This is a genomic window from Microbacterium sp. CFBP9023 (assembly GCF_034045055.1).
Taxonomy (GTDB): domain Bacteria; phylum Actinomycetota; class Actinomycetes; order Actinomycetales; family Microbacteriaceae; genus Microbacterium.
In genome coordinates this window covers 1,291,737-1,311,985 of record NZ_JAXCWI010000001.1, presented here as the reverse complement: position 1 = coordinate 1,311,985, position 20,249 = coordinate 1,291,737, and the positions used below count along the sequence as shown (strand labels likewise).

The following is a 20,249-nucleotide window of genomic DNA, read 5'->3' as shown; positions in this document are numbered from 1 at the left end:
CGAAGGAGTCTCCCCAGGAGGAACACATGCCAAGCCCGCAGAGCAGTCCCCAGAACGATGACCAGCAGTCCGCCCTCCAGCAGTTCGGTATCAATCTGACCGACCGTGCCCGACAGGGCAAGCTCGACCCCGTGATCGGGCGAGACAGCGAGATCCGTCGAGTCAGCCAGGTGCTCACCCGTCGCACGAAGAACAACCCCGTGCTGATCGGCGAGCCCGGCGTCGGCAAGACGGCCGTCGTCGAGGGGCTCGCCCAGCGCATCGTGGCGGGTGACGTCGCCGAGTCGCTCAAGGACAAGGAGCTCGTGTCGCTCGACATCTCGGCCCTCGTCGCCGGGGCGATGTACCGCGGCCAGTTCGAGGAGCGGCTGAAGAGCGTCCTCAAGGAGATCACCGAATCCGACGGGCAGATCATCACCTTCATCGACGAGCTGCACGTGCTCATGGGCGCGGGCGGCGGCGAAGGCTCGGTCGCGGCGTCGAACATGCTCAAGCCGATGCTGGCCAGGGGCGAGCTGCGGCTGATCGGCGCGACGACTCTCAACGAGTACCGCGAGTTCATCGAGAAGGACGCCGCTCTCGAGCGTCGCTTCCAGCAGGTCTACGTCGGTGAGCCCACGGTCGAGGACACCATCGCGATCCTCCGGGGGCTCAAGGGCCGCTACGAAGCGCATCACGGGGTGACGATCGCCGACAGCGCGCTGGTCGCCGCCGCGGCACTGTCGAACCGGTACCTGCCGGCCAGGCAGCTTCCCGACAAGGCGATCGACCTGATCGACGAGTCGATGTCGCGGCTCAAGATGGAGATCGATTCGTCTCCGGTCGAGATCGACCAGCTGAAGCGTCAGGTCGACCGCATGAAGCTCGAAGAGCTGGCGCTCAAGCGCGAGAAGGACGCCGCGTCGAAAGAGCGACTCGCGGCCCTCCGCGAGCAGCTCGTGGGCATGGAGGCGCAGCTCGCCGAGCTCGAAGCCCGCTGGGCGCGCGAGCGCCAGGGCCTGAACCGCGTCGGCGACCTGAAGAAGCAGCTCGACGATGCGATCACGCAGCGCGACCTCGCGATGCGGGAGGCCGACTACACGCGCGCCTCGAAGCTCGAGTACGAGACGATCAAGCGCCTCGAACGCGACATCGCCGAGGCCGAGCAGGCCGAGGCGACGGTGTCGACCGAGGGTCGCATGGTCAATGAGCAGGTCACCGACGAGGACATCGCCGCCGTGATCGCCGCATGGACCGGCATCCCCGTCGGACGACTGCTGCAGGGTGAGAGCGAGCGACTGCTGCACCTCGAATCCGAGCTCGGCAAGCGCCTGATCGGGCAGAAGGATGCCGTGAAGGCCGTCTCCGATGCCGTACGGCGCTCGCGTGCGGGCATCAGCGACCCCGGCCGCCCGACCGGATCGTTCCTGTTCCTCGGCCCGACCGGTGTCGGAAAGACCGAGCTGGCGAAGGCCCTGGCCGACTTCCTGTTCGACGACGAGCGCGCCATGGTGCGCATCGACATGTCGGAGTACGGCGAGAAGCACTCCGTCTCCCGGCTCGTCGGAGCCCCTCCCGGGTACGTGGGCTATGAGCAGGGCGGTCAGCTGACCGAGGCCGTGCGACGGCGTCCCTACAGCGTCGTGCTGCTCGACGAGGTCGAGAAGGCGCACCCCGAGGTCTTCGACGTGCTGCTGCAGGTTCTCGACGACGGCCGACTGACCGACGGACAGGGCCGCACGGTCGACTTCTCGAACGTCATCCTGATCCTCACCTCGAACCTCGGTTCGCCGATCCTCATCGATCCGACGCTGTCGCCCGATGAGAAGCGCGAGCAGGTGATGGCGCTCGTGCACCAGGCGTTCCGGCCCGAGTTCCTCAACCGTCTCGACGACATCGTGATGTTCTCCGCGCTCGGTCAGGACGACCTGGCGCAGATCGTCGAGCTGTCGATCGACCAGCTGCACGACCGCCTGCGCGATCGGCGACTCACTCTGGCGGTCACCCCCGACGCACGGTCGTGGCTCGCCGAGCGCGGCTACGACCCGATGTTCGGCGCCCGGCCGCTGCGGCGTCTCATCCAGACCGAGGTGCAGAACAAGCTGGCCACGGCGCTGCTCTCGGGCGGAGTGCACGACGGCGACCTGGTCAGGGTCGACGTCGCGGTCGACGGCAGCGGGCTCATGCTCACGTCGACGTCACCCGAACCCGAGCCCGATCTCGGATCCGACGACGACGATGTGATCGACGCCGAGCTGCTCGACGAGTAGGACCCGGCCATGTGGCTCGGTCACGCCCGGGCATGACAAGAGGGGCGGATGCCATGGCATCCGCCCCTCTTCTGTGTCGCCCGTGGGCGATGCGTCAGGCGCTGAGGATGACGGTCTCGTCGATCGGGCGACGCACGCGCGGAGCGGTCTCGCCCTGCTGGAGCCCTTCAGGAAGACCGGCGGCGTCACCGAGCTCACCGACAGCGATGACGGTGAGGGCGGAGAATCGCGGCGACAGGTCGGCGAACTCGCGGATGACCTCAGGGTCGAAGCCGCTCATCTGGTGCACCAGGAGACCCTCGTGGTGGGCCTGCACCGAGAAGTGCGCGACGGCCTGGCCGAGGTCGTAGACCGCGTGGCTGATGGCCTTGCCCTCTTCGGACTCGGTCTCGGCGATCGCGACGACGAGCGCCGAGGCCTTCGAGGCCCAGAGCTGGTTGAACTCGACCAGCGAGTCGACGACCTGGTCGAACAGTGCCGTGCCGCGGCGAGCGACGATGAACCGCCACGGCTGCAGGTTGTAGGCCGACGGCGACCAGCGTGCGGCCTCGAGGGCGGCGTTCAGCTTGGCGTCGTCGATCGTGGTCTCGGCGTCGTAGGCGCGGGGGCTCCAGCGCCCGGCGAGGACGTCGAGGACGGGGTGCTCGGTGGGGGCGGTGCGGTCGATCACGGGAGTGCTCACGGAAGTGCCTTTCGAAAAGGAGTCGATCGGACTCCTTCGTCCGGGTACGGGGGTCTCAACAGATGTATGTGAACGCATATTCCCGATGACGCGAGATGACGTCGGGGACGATCCGCGCTCAGTCCAGCAGGTTGCGGGATGCGGCGGAGGCGAGAGCTCGCCGCACCGCACGGATCGACGGCGCCGCGGCCGATACCCGACGAGCGGAGGAGAAGATCTCCCGACGTGGCTCGTCGGGCAGCGGCGTGAGCGCGACGGTCGGTGCCTCGCCGGCCCACACGAGCTCGGGAAGGAGTCCGACGGCGAGACCGGCGCGGATCAGACGCACGTGCGCCGTGAGATCGGCGACCTCGAAGCGCACGTCGGGCTCGAAGCCGGCGGTGCGGCACAGCTGCTCGGCCCAGGCTCGCGACGCCGTGCCTGCGGGTTCGAGCACCCACGGCGCATCCCTGGTCGACCAGAGCGCGGCGACGGCGTCCTCGGCATCCCGGGTCCCCGGCTTCCTGGCCAGCGTGATGGAGTCGTGCACGAGCACCACGCGATCGAGATCGGCGTGGATCGGGCGGGTGCGACCGGGGTACTGCTCGGCGAGGATCAGGTCGAAGTCGCGGCTCGAGACGCCGACGAGCCCGGTCTCGGGATCGCTCTCGGTGACCTCCACGCGCAGGGCCGGATGCTGCTCGCGCAGCGCGTTGAGCGCCTCGGGGAGCAGGGAGTGCGCCGTCGATTGGAAGACCGCGATGTGCACGGTGCCGGTCACCTCCGTGAGCGACTCGGCGACCGCCACTTCGGCGTGTTCGAGCTGGTCGAGGATGCCGATCGCCTCGGCCACGAGCACGGTGCCCTGCGGGGTGAACTGCACGCCGCGCCCCACCCGGCGGAGCAGCGGGACGCCGACGTCTCGTTCGAGAGCGCTGAGCTGCTGCGACACCGAAGCCTTGCTGTACGAGAGCGCATCGGCGACGGCCGAGAGCGTGCCGCGACGAGACAGTTCGACCAGCATCCGCAGTCGGTTGACGTCGAGCATCCTGAGCCTTTCGGAGTCGGCTCCATCGTTCACTCCGGCTGAACAGAATGGTCCCGAATCGGTTGATAGACGTAGCCTACCGGCGAGGCTGACAATGATCGAGCCGCACACGTTCCCGGGTGTGCGATCCCCCTGGAAGGCTCACCCCGATGACTGTCGTCGCCGACACCACCACCCCCGACACCACGCCGAGCACCGACGAGGTCGCCGCCCTCGTGCAGCGTTGGCTCACCGAGAGCGAGACGCACCCCGTCGAGCCCGCAGCGCAGCGTCTCTCCGAGGTTCTCAAGGACCCGAACGGACTCGCCTTCACGGTCGGCTTCGTCGACGGCGTGATGCGCCCGGAAGACCTCAGTGTCGCCGGCCGCGCTCTCGCCGACCTCTCGGACATCACGCCCTCGCTGCTGCCCGGCTACCTCCGCGCCGCGATCAAGACCGGCGGCTTCTGGGCGCCCAAGCTGCCCGGCGTCGTCGTGCCGATCTCGCGCCGCGTGCTGCGCGCGATGGTCGGGCACCTCGTGCTCGACGCGACGCCGTCGAAGCTCGGCCCGGCGATCGCGAAGCTGCGCAAGAGCGGCAACCGCCTGAACCTCAACCTCCTCGGCGAGGCGGTGCTCGGCGAGCGTGAGGCCGGCCGCCGCCTGCAGGGCACCTACGACTTCCTCGCCCGCAAGGACGTGGACTACGTGTCGATCAAGGTGTCGAGCGTCGTCAGCCAGCTGTCGATGTGGTCGTTCGACGAGGCTGTGGCCGACGTCGTCGAGAAGCTCACCCCGCTGTACGAGCTCGCCGCGACCTCGGAGGCCGCCGGCAAGACCAAGTTCATCAACCTCGACATGGAGGAGTTCCGCGACCTCGACCTGACGATCGCGGCGTTCACCAGCATCCTCGACCAGCCCGGGCTCGAGAAGCTCGAGGCCGGGATCGTGCTGCAGGCCTACCTGCCCGATGCGCTCGGCGCGATGCAGCATCTCCAGGAGTGGGCCTCGGCTCGCCGCGCGAAGGGCGGTGCGCCGATCAAGGTGCGCGTCGTCAAGGGCGCGAACCTCGCCATGGAGCACGTCGACTCGGCGGTGCACGGCTGGCCGCTCGCCACCTACGGCACCAAGCAGGATTCCGACACGAACTACAAGCGCGTGCTCGACTGGTCGATGACGCCCGAGCGACTGGATGCCGTGCGCATCGGCGTCGCGGGACACAACCTCTTCGACATCGCCTACACCTGGCTGCTGGCGCAGGCCCGCGGGGTGACGGATGCCGTCGAGTACGAGATGCTCCTCGGCATGGCGACGGGTCAGGCCGAGGCCGTCCGCAAGGACGTCGGTCAGCTGCTGCTCTACACGCCCGTGGTGAACCCGGCCGAGTTCGACGTGGCCATCGCGTACCTCGTGCGCCGCCTCGAGGAGAACGCGAGCCCGGAGAACTTCATGTCGGCCGTGTTCGAGCTGGCATCGGACCCCGCACTGCTCACTCGCGAGCGTGAGCGCTTCGAGCGCTCCCTGGCCGGTCTCGAGGCCGACCGCTCCGTGCCCTCGTCGAACCGCGTGCAGGACCGTGCGGCCGAGGCCGCCGCGGGTGCCGGTGGTGAGGTCACCACCGGTTTCGAGAACCAGCCCGACAGCGACCCGGCGATCGCCGCGAACCGCACCTGGGGTCGCGAGATCCTGGCGCGGTCGGTGGAGTCGACTCTGGGTCTCGACTCGATCGCTCTCGCCAAGGTCGAGACGACCGACGAGCTCGACGGCATCTTCGCCGCCGCATCCGCCGCCGCCGTGCGGTGGGCCGCCCTGCCGGCCGCCGAGCGTGCGGCCGTGCTGCACCGCGCGGGCGACGAGCTCGCCGCCCGTCGCGGCCAGCTGATCGAGATCATGGCCCACGAGGCGGGCAAGACCATCGCCGAGGCCGACCCGGAGGTCTCGGAGGCGATCGACTTCGCGCACTACTACGCCGAGCGTGCCCTCGACCTCGAGAACGTCTCGGGTGCGGAGTTCGTCCCGTCGAAGGTCACCGTGGTGACGCCGCCGTGGAATTTCCCGGTCGCGATCCCCGCCGGTGGAGTGCTCGCCGGCCTCGCCTCGGGCTCCGGTGTGATCATCAAGCCCGCCAAGCTCACGCAGCGCTGCGGCGCGGTCATGGTCGAGGCGCTGTGGGCGGCCGGTGTGCCGCGTGACCTGCTCGCCCTCGTCGATCTCGCGAACCGCGATCTCGGCACGCGCCTCGTCGCCAGCCCCGAGGTCGACCGGGTCATCCTCACCGGTGCCTACGAGACGGCGCAGCTGTTCCGCTCGTTCCGCTCCGACCTGCCGCTGCTCGCCGAGACCAGCGGCAAGAACGCGATCATCGTGACGCCGTCGGCCGACCTCGACCTCGCGGCCGCCGACGTCGCCCGCAGCGCGTTCGGCCACGCGGGGCAGAAGTGCTCGGCGGCATCGCTCGCGATCCTCGTGGGCTCGGTCGCCGACTCGCAGCGCTTCGAGCGTCAGCTGGTCGACGCCGTCACCTCGATGCGCGTCGGCCTGCCCGACGACCCGGCGACCCAGATGGGACCGATCATCGAGCCGGCGAACGGCAAGCTGCTCACCGCGCTGACGACTCTCGAAAAGGGCGAGCGCTGGCTCGTCGAGCCGAAGAAGCTCGACGACGAGGGGCGTCAGTGGACTCCCGGCGTCAAGATCGGCGTCGCTCCGGGCTCGACCACACACCTGACGGAGTTCTTCGGACCCGTGCTCGGCATCATGCGCGCGAAGGACCTCGACGAGGCGATCCGTCTGCAGAATGCCGTCGACTACGGCCTCACCGCCGGCATCCACTCGCTCGACTCCGATGAGGTCGCCACCTGGCTCGACCAGGTCGAGGCCGGCAACCTCTATGTCAACCGCGGCATCACCGGCGCGATCGTGCAGCGTCAGCCGTTCGGCGGCTGGAAGCGCTCCGCGGTCGGTGCCGGCGCGAAGGCCGGTGGCCCGAACTACCTGTTCGGCCTCGGAGAGTGGGCCCCGGCCGAACTTCCCGCCGCAGCGCCCGGCGCCGCCGTGAACTCGGCCGTCGAGGCCGTGCTCGCCGCTGCGGGTGCAGACCTCGGCGCCGTCGAGATCGAGTGGCTGCATCGCGCCGCCGCGTCCGACGAGCGTGCCTGGGTCGACGAGTTCGGCGCCGTGAGCGACAAGTCCGGTCTCGGTGTCGAGCGCAACGTGTTCCGGTACCGCCCGGTCGCCGTCGACGTGCGCATCGCCGAGGCGGCGTCGCTCGCCGACGGCATCCGCGTGATCGCCTCTGCGCTGCGCAGCGGCAGCCCGTTCACGGTGTCGGCATCCGCTCTGCCGTCTCGCGTCGAGAAGGCGCTGCGCGCGCAGGGCGTGACTCCGAAGATCGAGAACGACGCCGCCTGGGTCAAGCGCTACGCGAAGGCCGCGGCGAAGGCCGAGCACACCTGGCAGCGCGTGCGCCTGGTCGGCGGCGATGCGTCGGCCCTGTTCGAGGCCCTCGGCGGCACGCCTGATGTCGCCGTCTGGTCGCACGCCGTGACGGGTGCGGGTCGCGTCGAGATGCTGCCGTTCCTGCACGAGCAGGCCGTCTCGATCACGAACCACCGGTTCGGCAACCCCACGACCCTGTCGGAGGGCCTGATCTGATCCCGGACTGTGACCGTCTGAACGACGAGGCCCCACCCTGCAGACGTCTGCGGGGTGGGGCCTCGTCGATGGAGGGATGTCCGAGCGACCTCAGCCGCGCAGCGCCTCGCCGAGCTTGACCCGCGACCCCATGCGCAGCAGCGAGTTCTCGTAGATCTTCGCGCCGATCATGATCGCCGCGACGCAGCTGGCGAGCAGGATCACGAGGCTGAGCAGCGGCTCCCACCACTGCGCCTCGCCGACGAACAGCCGCATCGGCATGCCGACCGGAGCCGAGAACGGCACGTACGACATGATCGTCAGCACCAGCGGGTTGTCGTTGAAGAAGATGACCAGGATGTACGGCGCCATGATCAGCATCGTGATCGGGGTGGTGGTCGAGCCGATGTCCTCCTGACGCGAGACCATCGATGCGGCAGCGGCGAACAGAGCCGCCAGCAGGATGAAGCCGAAGAGGAAGAACACGGCGAACCAGATGATCGGGGCGCCGAGGGTCGACAGCACCTCGCGTTGACCCGTCGCTATGAGACCGATGGTGGCGACCGCGGCGAGGGCGAGGATCTGCCCCATCGCGAGGATCGTGTTGCCGATCACCTTGCCCGCCAGCAGCGTGCGGGCCGAGATGGTCGACAGCAGGATCTCGACCACGCGGGTCTGCTTCTCCTCCACGACGCTCTGCGCGATGGTGCCGCCGAAGGTCGCCGCCGCACCCATGAAGACGACTCCGAACGCGATCGCGATGAAGTACCGCAGCAGCGGGTTCGTCGTCGCCGGTTCGAGGATCTCGATGTCGGGTGCCTGCGACAGCGCCGACACGAGGCTGGTCGGTGCGTCCTTGAGAGCGATGATCGTCACCCCGGTCGGTCCGTCGCCGGGGAGCACCGCGGCGTCGACCTTCTCCGATCGCACGAGCTCTTCGGCCGCGGCCTGGTCGGCGACCTCGGTGATCTCGACCGCGGGGAGAGCCGACACCTCGGATGCCGTCTCGGAGGTCACTGCGACGGGCATCGCATCGGTGTTCTTGCTCGCGAAGCCCCCGATCACGATGCCGGCGAGGGCGAGCAGCAGCAGGATTCCGGTGGAGATCAGGAACGCCTTGCTGCGCAGCTTCGACCCGATCTCCCGCTCGGCGACGAGCCAGATCATCGATGCCTGCGAGGGCGAGCCTGCAGACCCGGTGGTGTTCGAGGTGCTCACTGGATGACCTCCTTGAAGATCTGGGCGAGGGACGGATGCTTGGGGGCGAAGCTCGCGACGTCTCCGCGTTCGACGGCGGTGCGCAGCACGCGCTGCGCGGTGTCGGCGTCTTCGGCGTCGAACAGGGCGTAGCCGCCCTCGAAATCGATCACGGTCACGCCGGGCTCGGCGCGCAGCCAGCCGGCATCCCCGGCGGAGACCAGCTCGTAGCGGTCGCCGGCGTGCTGAGCGCGCAGCCCGTCGCGCGAGCCCGCCGCGCGGATCGTGCCGCCGGCGAGGATCACCAGGTCGTCGCAGAGCCGCTCGACCACATCGAGCTGGTGCGAGGAGAACAGGATCGACGCTCCCTTGGCGGCGCTCGCCTGGAGCACCGATGCGACGACGTCGACCGCGAGCGGGTCGAGGCCTGAGAACGGCTCGTCGAGGATGAGCACCTCGGGGTCGTGCACGAGGGCGGCGGCGATCTGCGCGCGCTGCTGGTTGCCGAGCGACAGCGACTCGATCGTGTCTCCCAGGCGCTCGCCGAGTCCCAGCTCGGTGAGCAGCGCGGTCGCGCGCGACTCGGCATCCGCCTTGCTGAAGCCGTGCAGACGGGCGAGGTAGACGATCTGCTCGAGCACCTTCATCTTCGGGTAGAGGCCGCGCTCTTCGGGCATGTAGCCGAAGTGGCGCCGGTCGGTGCTCGATAGCGGCCGACCGTCGAGTGCGACGGTGCCCCCGTCGGAGCCGAGCAGCCCGAGGACGATGCGCATGGTCGTGGTCTTGCCGGCGCCGTTGCCGCCGACGAACCCGGTGAGGCGCCCCGGCGCCACCTCGAATGAGACGTCGTCGAGCACGCGCCGAGAGCCGTAGCTCTTGGTGATGCCGGTGAGTACGAGCTTTCCTGTGGTCATGCCTTCACGCTATGGCGCGGTGCGGAACCGCGGCATCCCCCACGTGGCGGATCTGCGGGTGGAGTTGCGCAGCGCGGGAGGCGACGGTGGTCCGCCGTGCGGGGGAGAGCCCGCGTCAACGCAGGAAGAGCACCGAGAGGATCCCGAGCGCGAACGGGGCCATGGTCACGACGAACATGACGCCGACGATGATCCCGACGATCAGCCAGGGGCTGCGTCGCCGGAGGCGCTGGCCGGGCAGGGCGACGCCCGGCGGCGGGGGAGTGAGCAGCCCTGCGGGCGCAGCGAACGGCAGGGCGGGAGCTCCCGGATAAGGGCCAGGATGCTGCCCGGGAATCTGCCCGGGACTCTGCAGTGCTGCCGGGGATCCCGGATGCTGCGTGAGCCGCAGCCGGTCATCGCGCCAGCGCGCCCACTGGTCGAGCTTCGTGAGAAGCGCCCCGACGGCTCCGAACAGCCACGCCCAGGTGGCCGGGTCGAGGGTCGAGACATCGCGTCGTGCATAGAGGAAGAGCCAGTCGTCGACGATCTCGACGTCGAGCTGCGCGGCGTGGTCGATGAAGCGGGCCATCACATCGGGGGTGAACAGGTACAGCGCATCGACCTCATAGCCCGTCGGGCAGTAGAGCGAGAAGTAGCGGTCGAAGTCGCCCTCGAGCGAGAGGCGCTGGTCGCTTCTGAAGGCGCCAGCGAGCGTGCTGCCGAGCGTGTTGTTGCCGAGCGCGTCGAGCACGATGTTCGGCAGCGGCACGTCGAGTTTGACCGCGACGTATCCCCAGCGATGGGTCGTCGACTGCTTGCCGTTGCTGGTCGTGTACTGGTAGTTGCCGAACTCGACGAAACGCGGCTCCACGCCGCGCAGCACGTCGGTCGACATCCGACTCGAGCCCGACGAGAAGATCATGCCGGGCAGGGGCGGCTCGTCGATGCGGTCGAGATAGCTCATGGCGTTGGCCCGGGCGAATCGCGCGAGGCGGAAGCGAGTGATGTTGCGCAGGCGGATGCTGCGGCGCACGAGCATCACGACGCCGACGACGATGCCGGCGAGAAGCATGAGCCCGATGAGCGCGGCGACGGCGACCCCCGCCTCCTGACCGACCGCATAGCCGAGGCCGAGGATCATGATCCCGAAGATGGGAACGACGCAGAGCAGCGCGAATCCGACGCCGACCCAGGCGATGATCCGTGCGGCCGACGTGGGGTGAGCGGTGCGCTGGGCGCGTGCGAACGCGTCGACCTCGGCGGAATTCACCGGATCGAGCAGGGCGCGGGCGTCGAAGGACCCGGCGGGAGCACCGGCCGACGGCACAGGAGCAGGCGTGGGAAGTGTCACGCGTCCACGGTAGCCGAGCGCCTTCTCCGCAGCGTCAGCGACGGCCGGCGTGCAGAGCGGTGCGCACGAGGAGTCCGGCCACGAGAGCCCAGAATGCGGCGCTGACGCCCAGCACCGCGATGCCGGATGCCGCCACCAGGAAGGTCACCACGGCGGGGATGCGCTCGCCGGGGTCGTCGATCGCCTGCTGCACCGACGACCCGAAGGCGGCGAACAGCGCGAGCCCCGCGACAGCCGGGATGACTGCGTCGGGAGCGAGCAGCACCAGTGCGGCGAACGCTGCCGAGAAGCCGCCGAGCACGAGGTACGAGACGCCGGTCGAGACACCGGCGACCCACCGGCGCCGTGGGTCGGGATCGGCGTCGGGTGAAGCGGCGAGGGCCGCGCTGATCGCCGCGAGGTTGATCGGATGGCCGCCTGCCGTCGCGCCGATCGCGGTGCCGACACCCGTGACGAGCATCGCCGGACGCCAGGGGACCTCGTAGCCGAAGCTGCGCATGATGGCGATGCCCGGCACGTTCTGCGAGGCCATCGTCACGATGAACAGCGGCAGCGCCACCCCGACCAGAGCGCCGACCGTGAACGTGGGGGCGGTCAGCTCGATCCGGGGGACGAGGAGTCCGGCATCCACTGCCGTGCTCTCCTGCACCAACGAGACGGCCACCACGACTGCTGCCGCGACGAAGGCGAGCGGCACGGCCCACCGCGGCGCGAGGCGCGCGAAGACCAGCCACGTGATCACCACGGGAACCACGCCCCACGGATTCGCCACGAGTCCGGTGATCGGTGCGAGACAGAGGGGCAGGAGCACTCCGGCGAGCATGGCCTGCGCGATGGACGGAGGGATGCGGGCGATCAGGGTGCCGAGAGCGGGCCACAGCGCCGTGAGCAGGATGAGCGCGGCCGTGACGAGGAACGCGCCGACGGCTGCCGACCATCCGCCGTCCACTGCTCCGGTGGCGGCGAGGAGGGCGGCGCCGGGAGTCGACCAGGCGACGGTGATCGGCATCCGATATCGCCAGGCGAGGACGACGCAGGCGAGCCCCATCGTGAGGCTGACCGCGAGCAGCCCGCTGGCGGCCTGCTCGGGGGTCGCTCCGACGGCGCTGAGGCCCGTGAGCACCACGGCGAACGAGCTCGTGAACCCGACCAGCGCGGTGACCACCCCGGCCAGGATCGGTCGGGAGAGGGGCGCGGCGGTCGGCATGCGTCAGAGGCTATCGCGTGTCGAGGTCACGCCAATCCCATCCGGTGCGCGAGGACGACGGCCTGCACGCGGTCGCGCGCGCCGAGCTTCTGCAGGATGCGCGACACGTGCGTCTTCACCGTCGCCTCTCCGATGAACAGGGCGCTCGCGATCTCGGCGTTGCTGCGCGCATCGGCCAGCAGCACGAGCACCTCGGCCTCGCGGTCGGTGAGCGGGTCGGCGAGCACGGTCGCTGCGACCTGCGATGGCGCGGAGGCGGATGCCGGTCCGGATGCCGGTCCGGGTGCCGTCGTGAACCGAGCCAGTACGCGTCGTGTGACCTCGGGTGCGAGCATCCCGTCGCCCGCGGCGAGGGCCCGCACCGCGGCGATGAGATCCTCGGCGCCGGCGTTCTTGAGCAGGAAGCCACTCGCACCCGCGTCCAGCGCCTGATAGAGGTAGTCGTCGCGATCGAACGTCGTGACGATCGCGATGGCCGCGCCGACCTCCGGGTCGGCGACGATCCGCCGAGTGGCCTCGATGCCGTCCATGTCGGGCATCTGCACGTCCATCGTGATGACGTCGGGGCGCAGAGCGGATGCCTGCGCCACGGCGTCGGCGCCGGTCGCCGCCTCGCCGACCACCGTGATGTCGGGTTGCGTGTCGAGGATCGTCCGGAATCCGGCTCGCAGCATCGCGTGATCGTCGACGAGCAGAACGCGGATGGGTGCGTCGGACCCGCTCATGTGGAGACACCCGTCTCGATCGGCGACGCGGCCTGCGCGCCGCCGGCGCCGGTCAGCGGAACTCGAGCCCGCACCCGCAGACCTCCCGCCGCGCGAGGAGCGACGTCGAGCGTGCCACCGGATGCCGCGGCGCGCTCGCGCATGCCCAGCTGACCGAGTCCGGGGCGAAGCACGGCCACGGCGCGACCGGTGTTGACGATCTCGACCTCGACCCCGTCATCGTCGTAGCGCACGCGCACATCGGCGGTCGCGCCGACGCCGGCATGGCGCCGAGCATTCGTGAGCGACTCCTGGGTGATGCGATACAGGTTCACGGACACGACCGAGGGCACGGGCCTCGGGGTGCCGATCACCGCATAGTCGGTGGGCAGTCCCGCCTCCGACGACGCGTCGACCAACGAGCGGATGTCGTCGAGCGTCACGGTCGACGCGGCATCCGCCGTCTCGCCGCCGGGTGTGCGAAGCGTCTCGAGCAACTGCCGCAGCTCGTGGATCGCATCGCGCGCGGAGTCCTCGATGCCGCTGAGGATGCTCGTGGTCTTCGCAGGGTCCTGATCGATCACGAGACGAGCGGCGCCCGCCTGCACGCCCATGACCGACACGTGATGGGCGACCACGTCATGCAGCTCTCGGGCGATGCGCACGCGGTCGAGGGCGACGGCCTGCGCCGCGGTCACCTCGCGCTCCTGCTCGAGTTCGGCCGTGCGCTGCTCGAGCACCGCGCGTTCGCGTGCGGCGTGCCAGGAGCGCTCGCCGAAGTAGTAGGCGCCGCCGAAGTACAGCACGTTCAGCAGCAGCTGGATGAGCATGAACGCGAGGTACGGAGACAGGAGTCCCGCCGCGACCTCGGCCTTCGCCGCCTCTTCGATGGCTTCGCGGTACATCGTGATGATCAGCCAGACGAACATGCCGAGGATGATGCCGACGCGCACGATCATCGCGGCCCGGCGGTTGTTCATCCAGGCGCCGACCGTATAGAGCGACACGAACATGGCGATGTTGCCGACATAGATCTCGGGCACCTGGAACGAGATGGCGAGGAAGTATGCCAGCGACACGGCGATCGCGACCGGGGCCGGCCAGCGCCGACGCACGGCCAGCGGTGCGGTGACCGCGACCGCGTAGACGAGAGCCGTCCACGGTTCTGCCCGGGTGTCGCCGTAGATGTCGGCCACGGTCGAGAGAGCGGCGCTGAGGACGGCGCCGACGAACATGACCGCCGCGAGCACGAGGTCGCTGCGCTGCTCGCGGACGCTGGGGATGCGGGTGAACGGCGCTGCAGACATCCTCTTACCGTAGAGCCGGGGCGGATGCGGCGGCATCCCCCGCACGGGGGATCGTGGCGGGGCCGTGGTGACGTGCAGACAAGCGATCCTGCGAGAATCGAGCGTGACCTCGACTCCGCACACCGCGAAGCCCCGCCTCGCCCCGCTCTACCTCGCCGGATTCACCACCGCTTTCGGGGCCCACGGCATCGCGGCGGCGCTGGGCGCGGAGACCGAGGACATCGGGTGGACGCTGCTCGCGTTCGGGCTCACCCTCGCGCTCTACGACCTCGCCGAGGTGCTGCTCAAGCCGCTGTTCGGCGCGCTGAGCGACCGGGTGGGCGTGCGCCCTGTCATCATCGGCGGCCTCCTCGCGTTCTCGGCGTTCTCGGTCGTCGGCGCCGTGGTTCCCGGCATGCTCGGACTCGTCATCGGTCGATTCGGGCAGGGTGCGGCGGCATCAGCCTTCTCGCCGTCGTCGTCGGCTGCCGTCGCCCGGCTCACCGACGATGCCACCCGCGGGAAGTACTTCGGTCGCTACGGCTCGTGGAAGAGTCTCGGCTACGCGCTCGGTCCGCTGATCGGCGCCGTGCTCGTGGTCTGGGGCGGCCTGCCCGCGCTGTTCTGGGCGCTCGCCGTGCTCGGTCTCGGCGCTGCACTGTGGGTCGCTGCAGCGGTGCCACGGGTCGCCGTGCTGCCCCGCAAGCGAGTCACGCTCGTCGATCTCGGTCGAGAGCTGATCGCGCCCGGATTCCTCGTCCCGACCCTGGTGCTGGCGGCGACGACCGGCGCCCTGGCGGTCGCCGTCGGATTCCTCCCGCTGCTCGGGCGGCAGGCCGGGCTCGACATCGTCTGGAGCATGGCCATCGTGACCGTGCTCGCGATCGCGTCGAGCGTGGCTCAGCCGTTCGTGGGCGCCGCGCATGACCGCGGGCGCATCTCGGTGCGCACAGGCGCCGTCGGCGGCCTGGCGCTGATCGCGGCCGGCATCGCGCTCGCCGCGGTCACGCAGACTCCGGCCGCACTCGTCGTCACCGCGCTGCTGGTCGGCATCGGCGTCGGGGTCGCGACGCCGATCGCGTTCTCGCACCTGGCCGCATCGACCCCGCCGGAGCGGATGGGCCGCACGATGGGCAGCGCCGAACTCGGACGCGAGCTGGGAGATGCGGGTGGTCCTCTCGTGGCGGGCGCCGTGGCGACGGCATCCGTCCCCGGCGTCGGTCTCGCGGCGGTGGCCGCGCTCACGGCCGGAGCCGGAGTGCTCGCACTGGTGGGATTGCGGCGGGACCACGGAGGCTCTTGACGCGTCACTTGTATTTTGCAAGTGTTGGCGCATGAGCCTCTTCATCACCTGCCCCGTCGAGAGCGTCGACCGGGCCACCGCGTTCTACACCGCTCTCGGCTGGACCCTCAACGCCGAGATGTCCGATCACAATGTGTCGTGCTTCATGATCGCGCCCGAGCAGTACGTGATGCTCGGCAGCCGCGAGATGTATGCGAGCGTCGGCGGCACGGAAGACGTGATCGGCGGCCCTGACACCCCCTCGAAGGTCACTGTCTCGTTCGACCTCGACAGTCGTGAGGCGGTCGACGAGCTCGTCGACCGCGCGGCTGCCGCCGGCGGTCGGATCGGCGACACCGACGACTACCCCTTCATGTATCAGCGCCAGTTCGACGATCCGGACGGCTATCACTACTCGCCGTTCTGGATGAAGCCGGACGCCGATCCGGGCGCGTGAGCGACCTCGCCGCAGCCCTCGACGTCGTCGGTGCCCGCTGGGCCCTGCTCATCGTCGAGAAGCTGCTCGACGGGCCGCAGAGATACGGCGATCTGCAGCGTGAGCTCGGAGCTCCGACGAACATCCTCGCGACACGTCTGCGCGAGCTCGAAGCGGCCGGAGTGCTGCGGCGACTGCCCCTGCGGCACAACACGCGCGCCTATGCCCTCACCGAGCGAGGCGTCGCATTGCGGGAGGCGATCGAGGCTCTCGGCCGCTGGGGAGAGGAAGAGTCGACCCCGCCCACCGAGCAGAACGAGCGCATACTGTGAACATCGCCGCCCTCTCGTGCGAAGGAGCACTCTGATGACCGGACGCATTCTGATCGACCTCTTCATGACGCTCGACGGCGTCGCGCAAGGGCCGGGCGGCATCGACGAGGATCCGTCCGGAGGCTTCGAGTTCAGCGGTTGGCAGGCGGGGTATCCGTCGTCGGGGATGGGGCCCCAGGTGCAGCGGGGGATGCAGGGACTCGATGCGCTGCTGCTCGGGCGCCGCACGTACGACATCTTCGCCGCGTATTGGCCGCATCACACCGACGGTCCGTCGGGGGAGATCGGCAGGCTCTTCGATCGGGTCCCGAAGTATGTGGCGACACGGGATGCCGACCTCGATCTGTCGTGGAAGGGCAGCGAGCGCGTCGGAGACGATCTCGCCGCGGAGATCGCCGCGATGCGCGAGCGGCACGACGAGGTGCACGTGATCGGCAGCATCGACCTCGCGCACTCGCTGCTGGCTGAGGGTCTGTTCGACGAGCTCAACCTGTGGGTCTATCCGATCCTCCTCGGCACGGGCAAGAAGGTCTTCGACGACGGCGCCGAGCCGGCGGTGCTGCGGCTGCTCGAGGCGCCGGTCGCCGACGACAGCGGAGTGCTGCTGCTGCGCTACGGACGGACGGATCGGGTGCCCGAGGTCGGCACCTTCGAGGACTGAAACGGTATATCGCCCGCTTCTTCTCTCCTGCGTGGCGATCCGATAGCTTCAACTCAACGCGGCCACTCGTGCGTCGTCGGCGCGTGCACAGCTGACCGCATTGGCGACGAGGACCCGGTGACTTCTGCGGAAGGGGCCGGGTTCTCACTGTCCTGCTCAGCGGGCGCCGAGCACCCGCTCGATCACCCTCGCCACCCCGTCGTCGTCGTTCGAGGTGGTCGTCTCATCCGCGGCGTCCTGCACGACGTCCGCCGCGCCGGCCATCGCCACACCGTGGCCGGCCCAGCGCAGCATCTCGACGTCGTTGAGGGCGTCGCCGAAAGCGATCACATCGCGGCGGTCGATCTCCAAGTGCTCGCAGAGGCGCGCGAGCCCGGTGGCTTTGGTCACGCCCTCGGCCATGACCTCGACGAACGGGGCGCCTGAGAGCGTCGCCTCGAAACCGGTCAGCCCGAGGTCGCGCAGCGCGTCGAACAACGCCGTCGGGGCGAGTTCTGGGTGCCGGATCACGAGCTTGAGGCTGGGTGCGGCCAGCACATGATCGAGTTCGACGCCGCCCATCGTGCGTGGATCGCGTTTGTGGTCGGCGAGATCGGCGATCTCGGCATAGCCGTGCTGCGCGACGAACGTCTCGCCGCCCTCACGCACGCTCGCGAACAGCAGTCCGGGGATGCTGGCGCGCAGCGCCTCGGCCAGGGTGCGGATCGTCTCTGCCGGAAGCTCTTCCGCGAACAGCATCCGTCCGTCGACGAGATGTGTCGCGTAGGCGCCGTTGCTGCACAGCGCCCAGCCGTCGAAGCCCGCGCCGTCCGCGAGCGCGCGTAGACCTATCGGCTGACGAGCGGTCACCGGGACGACGTGGATGCCACGGGCGCGCGCCGCGTCGAGGGCCGCGCGGGTGCGCCGCGTGACCGATGACGAGGAGTCGAGCAGTGTCCCGTCGAGATCGGTCGCGATCAGGCGGACGGTCACAGTCTCAGGAGAAGATCATCGGCAGGTCGTCGTCTTCCTCGGCCCCGCCGAGGTCGAACTCGACGACCACGGGGACGTGGTCACTGGGCTGCTCGCCCTTGCGCTCTTCGCGGTGGATCGACGCCCCGGTGACCGCCTCGGCGAGTGTCCTCGAGCCGAGGATGAAGTCGATGCGGATGCCCTCGTTGCGAGGGAACTTCAGACGCTGGTAGTCCCAGTAGGTGTAGCCCTCGGGAAGCAGCGGGCGGACGACGTCGGTCAGACCCGCGTCGGCGAGCGCGAAGAAGGCCTGACGCTCCTGCGGCGAGACGTGCGTCGAGACGCCCTCGACGATGTCGGGGTCGCCGTTGTCGGCGTCGAACGGGATGATGTTGAAGTCGCCCACCAGAGCGAGCGGCAGTTCGGGGTTCGCCGAGAGCTCTGCCGCCGTGGACCTCTTCAGCTCCTCGAGCCAGTGCAGCTTGTAGGCGTAGTGCGGGTCGTCGAGCGAGCGGCCGTTCGGCACGTACAGGCTCCACACGCGCACACCGTCGACGAGCACGCCGAGCGCACGTGCTTCGAGCGGTGCATCCGGTCCCTCGTGTCCCTTGGCGAAGCCCGGCATGCCGTCGAAAGACGTGCGGACGTCGGTGATCGGCAGGCGGCTGGCGATCGCGACGCCGTTCCATTGATTCAGGCCGTGGACCTCGACGTGGTAGCCGGCTTCTTCGAACGGCCCGTAAGGGAACTGCTCGGGTTTGCACTTGATCTCCTGCATCGCCAGCACGTCGATGTCCTCTCGGACGGCGAACTCGACGGTGCGGGTGACACGGGTGCGGATGGAGTTGACGTTCCAGGTGGCCAAGCGCATGCGTCAAGCCTAGGCCTTGCCTCCTACACTGGATGCCGTGACCGCACTCGACGCAGACCGCCAGACCCTTCTCGACCTGATCAAGGACGAGGCGGTGTTCCACGGAGACTTCACGCTCTCGAGCGGCAAGAAGGCGACGTACTACGTCGACATGCGCAAGCTCACCCTCGACCACCGCGCGGCACCGGCGATCGGTCGCATCATGCTCGACCTCATCGGCGACCTCGACGTCGTGGCGGTCGGCGGCCTGACCCTCGGCGCCGACCCCATCGCGAACGCGGTGCTGCACGCCTCGGTCGCCGCCGACAAGCCGCTCGACGCGTTCGTCGTGCGCAAGGAGCCGAAGGACCACGGCCGCGGTCGCCAGATCGAGGGTGCAGACGTCGCCGGCAAGCGCGTCGTCGTGCTCGAAGACACCTCGACCACCGGGCAGTCCGCGCTCAAGGCCGTCGAGGCGCTGCGCAAGGAAGGGGCCGAGATCGTCGCCGTCGCCGTGATCGTCGACCGCAAGACGGGCGCCCAGGCCGCGATCGAAGCCGAGGGTCTTGAATGGCGTGCCGCCTTCGACCTCGACGACCTCGGACTCGACCCCCAGTGACCCGCTACGCGCTGGCCGTCGACGTCGGCGGCACGAAGATGGAGGCCGCGCTCGTGGACGAGCACGGTGTGCTCGTCGGCGGCAGCCGCTCGCGACAGGCGACCGGGCGCCAGGCGACGCTCGAGTCGCTGAACGACGCGGTGATCTCGATCGTGACCCACGCTCTGGCCGCGTTGCCGGCGGATGCCGACCTCGTGGGCGCCGGTGCCGGAAGCGCCGGACCCATCGACCGTGCCGCCGGAGCGATCATGCCGGTGAACATGCCGCTCGCGCGGGGCTTCGGTCTTGCGGAGTCGGTGCGCTCGGTGGCATCCGCTGCGCTCGGCCGCGAGGTTCCGACCGTCCTCGGCCATGACGGTGGCGCGCTCGCCCTGGCGGAATCCTGGCTCGGCGCCACGCAGGATGCCGGTGCCTCGCTGTCGATCGTCGTCTCGACCGGCGTCGGCGGAGGGTTCGTCGTGAACGGCGCGTACATTCCCGGAGCCACCGGCAATGCCGGGCATCTCGGACAGGTGCGTCGCGAAGGCGGGCTCACCCTCGAGGAGATCGCCTCGGGGCCCGCGAGCGCCGCCTGGGCTCAGCAACAGGGCTGGACCGGAGCCACCGGCGAGGACCTGGCTCGGGATGCCGCCGCGGGCGACGCCGTCGCCCGCGCGGCCATCGAGCGGTCGGCGAAGGCGGTCGGAGAAGCGCTCGCGGATGCCGCGACCCTCGTCGACCTCGACATGGTCGCGATCGGCGGCGGGTTCTCTCGCGTGTCCGCCGACTACATCGACCTCGTGCAGCAGGCGCTCACGGCAAGTGCCGCGCACGAGTACTCGCGGCGTACCCGGGTCGTGCGCTCGGGACTCGGCGACGAGGGGCCGCTCATCGGTGCCGCGGCGCTCGTCCTACGCTGACCTGCCGGT

At 69.6% G+C, this 20,249-nt stretch carries 18 protein-coding genes; 8 read left to right on the top strand and 10 right to left on the bottom strand.

All coding sequences use genetic code 11. From position 1 onward, the window contains the following. The first annotated feature begins 26 nt into the window (after positions 1-26). Positions 27-2,249: an ATP-dependent Clp protease ATP-binding subunit gene (locus SOM10_RS06365; protein WP_320489014.1), complete on the top strand. Its 2,223-nt coding sequence runs from the start codon at positions 27-29 to the stop codon at positions 2,247-2,249. Between the two features lie 94 nt (positions 2,250-2,343). Here SOM10_RS06365 and SOM10_RS06360 read toward each other — a convergent pair whose 3' ends face one another. Beyond that, complete coding sequence (locus SOM10_RS06360) at positions 2,344-2,931, bottom strand: nitroreductase family protein (RefSeq protein ID WP_320489013.1); 588 nt, start codon at positions 2,929-2,931, stop codon at positions 2,344-2,346. Between the two features lie 118 nt (positions 2,932-3,049). Beyond that, positions 3,050-3,958 (bottom strand): LysR substrate-binding domain-containing protein, encoded by a 909-nt coding sequence (locus SOM10_RS06355; protein ID WP_320489012.1) that lies wholly within the window; start codon positions 3,956-3,958, stop codon positions 3,050-3,052. A gap of 149 nt (positions 3,959-4,107) precedes the next feature. On the opposite strand from SOM10_RS06355, the gene SOM10_RS06350 reads away from it, so the two are divergent. Continuing rightward, positions 4,108-7,590 carry a bifunctional proline dehydrogenase/L-glutamate gamma-semialdehyde dehydrogenase gene (locus SOM10_RS06350; RefSeq protein WP_230101033.1) on the top strand — a complete coding sequence of 1,161 codons (3,483 nt, stop codon included), beginning with the start codon at positions 4,108-4,110 and terminating at the stop codon, positions 7,588-7,590. A 90-nt stretch (positions 7,591-7,680) separates the two neighbouring features. Here SOM10_RS06350 and SOM10_RS06345 read toward each other — a convergent pair whose 3' ends face one another. The 6 genes from SOM10_RS06345 to SOM10_RS06320 all read right to left on the bottom strand — a co-directional run bounded on the left by SOM10_RS06345 (position 7,681) and on the right by SOM10_RS06320 (position 14,231). Then, positions 7,681-8,736, bottom strand: a complete 1,056-nt coding sequence (locus tag SOM10_RS06345) for an ABC transporter permease (protein WP_295104212.1) — start codon at positions 8,734-8,736, stop codon at positions 7,681-7,683. Between the two features lie 47 nt (positions 8,737-8,783). After that, a complete protein-coding gene (locus SOM10_RS06340; RefSeq protein ID WP_053098032.1) occupies positions 8,784-9,680 on the bottom strand; it encodes an ABC transporter ATP-binding protein in 897 nt (298 codons plus the stop codon). Positions 9,681-9,795: 115 nt separating this feature from the next. Further along, positions 9,796-11,013, bottom strand: a complete 1,218-nt coding sequence (locus SOM10_RS06335; RefSeq protein ID WP_320489010.1) for a hypothetical protein — start codon at positions 11,011-11,013, stop codon at positions 9,796-9,798. Positions 11,014-11,047: 34 nt separating this feature from the next. Further along, the gene (locus SOM10_RS06330; RefSeq protein ID WP_320489009.1) at positions 11,048-12,220 is read right to left on the bottom strand and encodes a benzoate/H(+) symporter BenE family transporter; all 1,173 of its coding nucleotides are present in this window, start codon (positions 12,218-12,220) and stop codon (positions 11,048-11,050) included. A gap of 26 nt (positions 12,221-12,246) precedes the next feature. Beyond that, entirely contained in the window at positions 12,247-12,945 is a 699-nt protein-coding gene (locus SOM10_RS06325) for a response regulator transcription factor (protein WP_320489008.1), read from the bottom strand. After that, positions 12,942-14,231: a sensor histidine kinase gene (locus SOM10_RS06320; protein WP_295104206.1), complete on the bottom strand. Its 1,290-nt coding sequence runs from the start codon at positions 14,229-14,231 to the stop codon at positions 12,942-12,944. Before SOM10_RS06320 ends, SOM10_RS06325 begins: the two co-directional genes overlap by 4 nt. A 103-nt stretch (positions 14,232-14,334) precedes the next feature. Here SOM10_RS06320 and SOM10_RS06315 point away from each other — a divergent pair, with 103 nt between their 5' ends. Genes SOM10_RS06315 through SOM10_RS06300 form a run of 4 tightly spaced genes read left to right on the top strand, consistent with a single transcriptional unit; the run spans position 14,335 to position 16,921 of the window. Next, positions 14,335-15,513, top strand: a complete 1,179-nt coding sequence (locus SOM10_RS06315; RefSeq protein ID WP_320489007.1) for an MFS transporter — start codon at positions 14,335-14,337, stop codon at positions 15,511-15,513. A 31-nt stretch (positions 15,514-15,544) separates the two neighbouring features. Beyond that, positions 15,545-15,949, top strand: a complete 405-nt coding sequence (locus SOM10_RS06310; protein WP_053098028.1) for a VOC family protein — start codon at positions 15,545-15,547, stop codon at positions 15,947-15,949. Beyond that, positions 15,946-16,260, top strand: coding sequence for a winged helix-turn-helix transcriptional regulator (locus SOM10_RS06305; RefSeq protein ID WP_320489004.1), 315 nt, complete (start codon positions 15,946-15,948; stop codon positions 16,258-16,260). The genes SOM10_RS06310 and SOM10_RS06305 overlap by 4 nt, the downstream gene beginning before the upstream one ends. A 34-nt stretch (positions 16,261-16,294) precedes the next feature. After that, positions 16,295-16,921, top strand: coding sequence for a dihydrofolate reductase family protein (locus SOM10_RS06300; RefSeq protein ID WP_187250616.1), 627 nt, complete (start codon positions 16,295-16,297; stop codon positions 16,919-16,921). Between the two features lie 156 nt (positions 16,922-17,077). On the opposite strand, the gene SOM10_RS06295 is transcribed toward SOM10_RS06300, so the two are convergent. Together SOM10_RS06295 and SOM10_RS06290 are read right to left on the bottom strand one after the other, a co-directional pair. Beyond that, entirely contained in the window at positions 17,078-17,893 is an 816-nt protein-coding gene (locus SOM10_RS06295; protein WP_320489002.1) for an HAD family hydrolase, read from the bottom strand. Between the two features lie 4 nt (positions 17,894-17,897). Further along, the gene (locus SOM10_RS06290; protein WP_320489000.1) at positions 17,898-18,743 is read right to left on the bottom strand and encodes an exodeoxyribonuclease III; all 846 of its coding nucleotides are present in this window, start codon (positions 18,741-18,743) and stop codon (positions 17,898-17,900) included. Between the two features lie 37 nt (positions 18,744-18,780). Between SOM10_RS06290 and pyrE the strand changes: the two genes are divergently transcribed. Both pyrE and SOM10_RS06280 read left to right on the top strand, forming a co-directional pair. Then, positions 18,781-19,341 carry an orotate phosphoribosyltransferase gene (gene pyrE / locus SOM10_RS06285; protein WP_072592022.1) on the top strand — a complete coding sequence of 187 codons (561 nt, stop codon included), beginning with the start codon at positions 18,781-18,783 and terminating at the stop codon, positions 19,339-19,341. After that, positions 19,338-20,240 carry an ROK family protein gene (locus SOM10_RS06280; protein WP_320488998.1) on the top strand — a complete coding sequence of 301 codons (903 nt, stop codon included), beginning with the start codon at positions 19,338-19,340 and terminating at the stop codon, positions 20,238-20,240. Before pyrE ends, SOM10_RS06280 begins: the two co-directional genes overlap by 4 nt. The last annotated feature ends 9 nt before the right edge of the window (positions 20,241-20,249 follow it).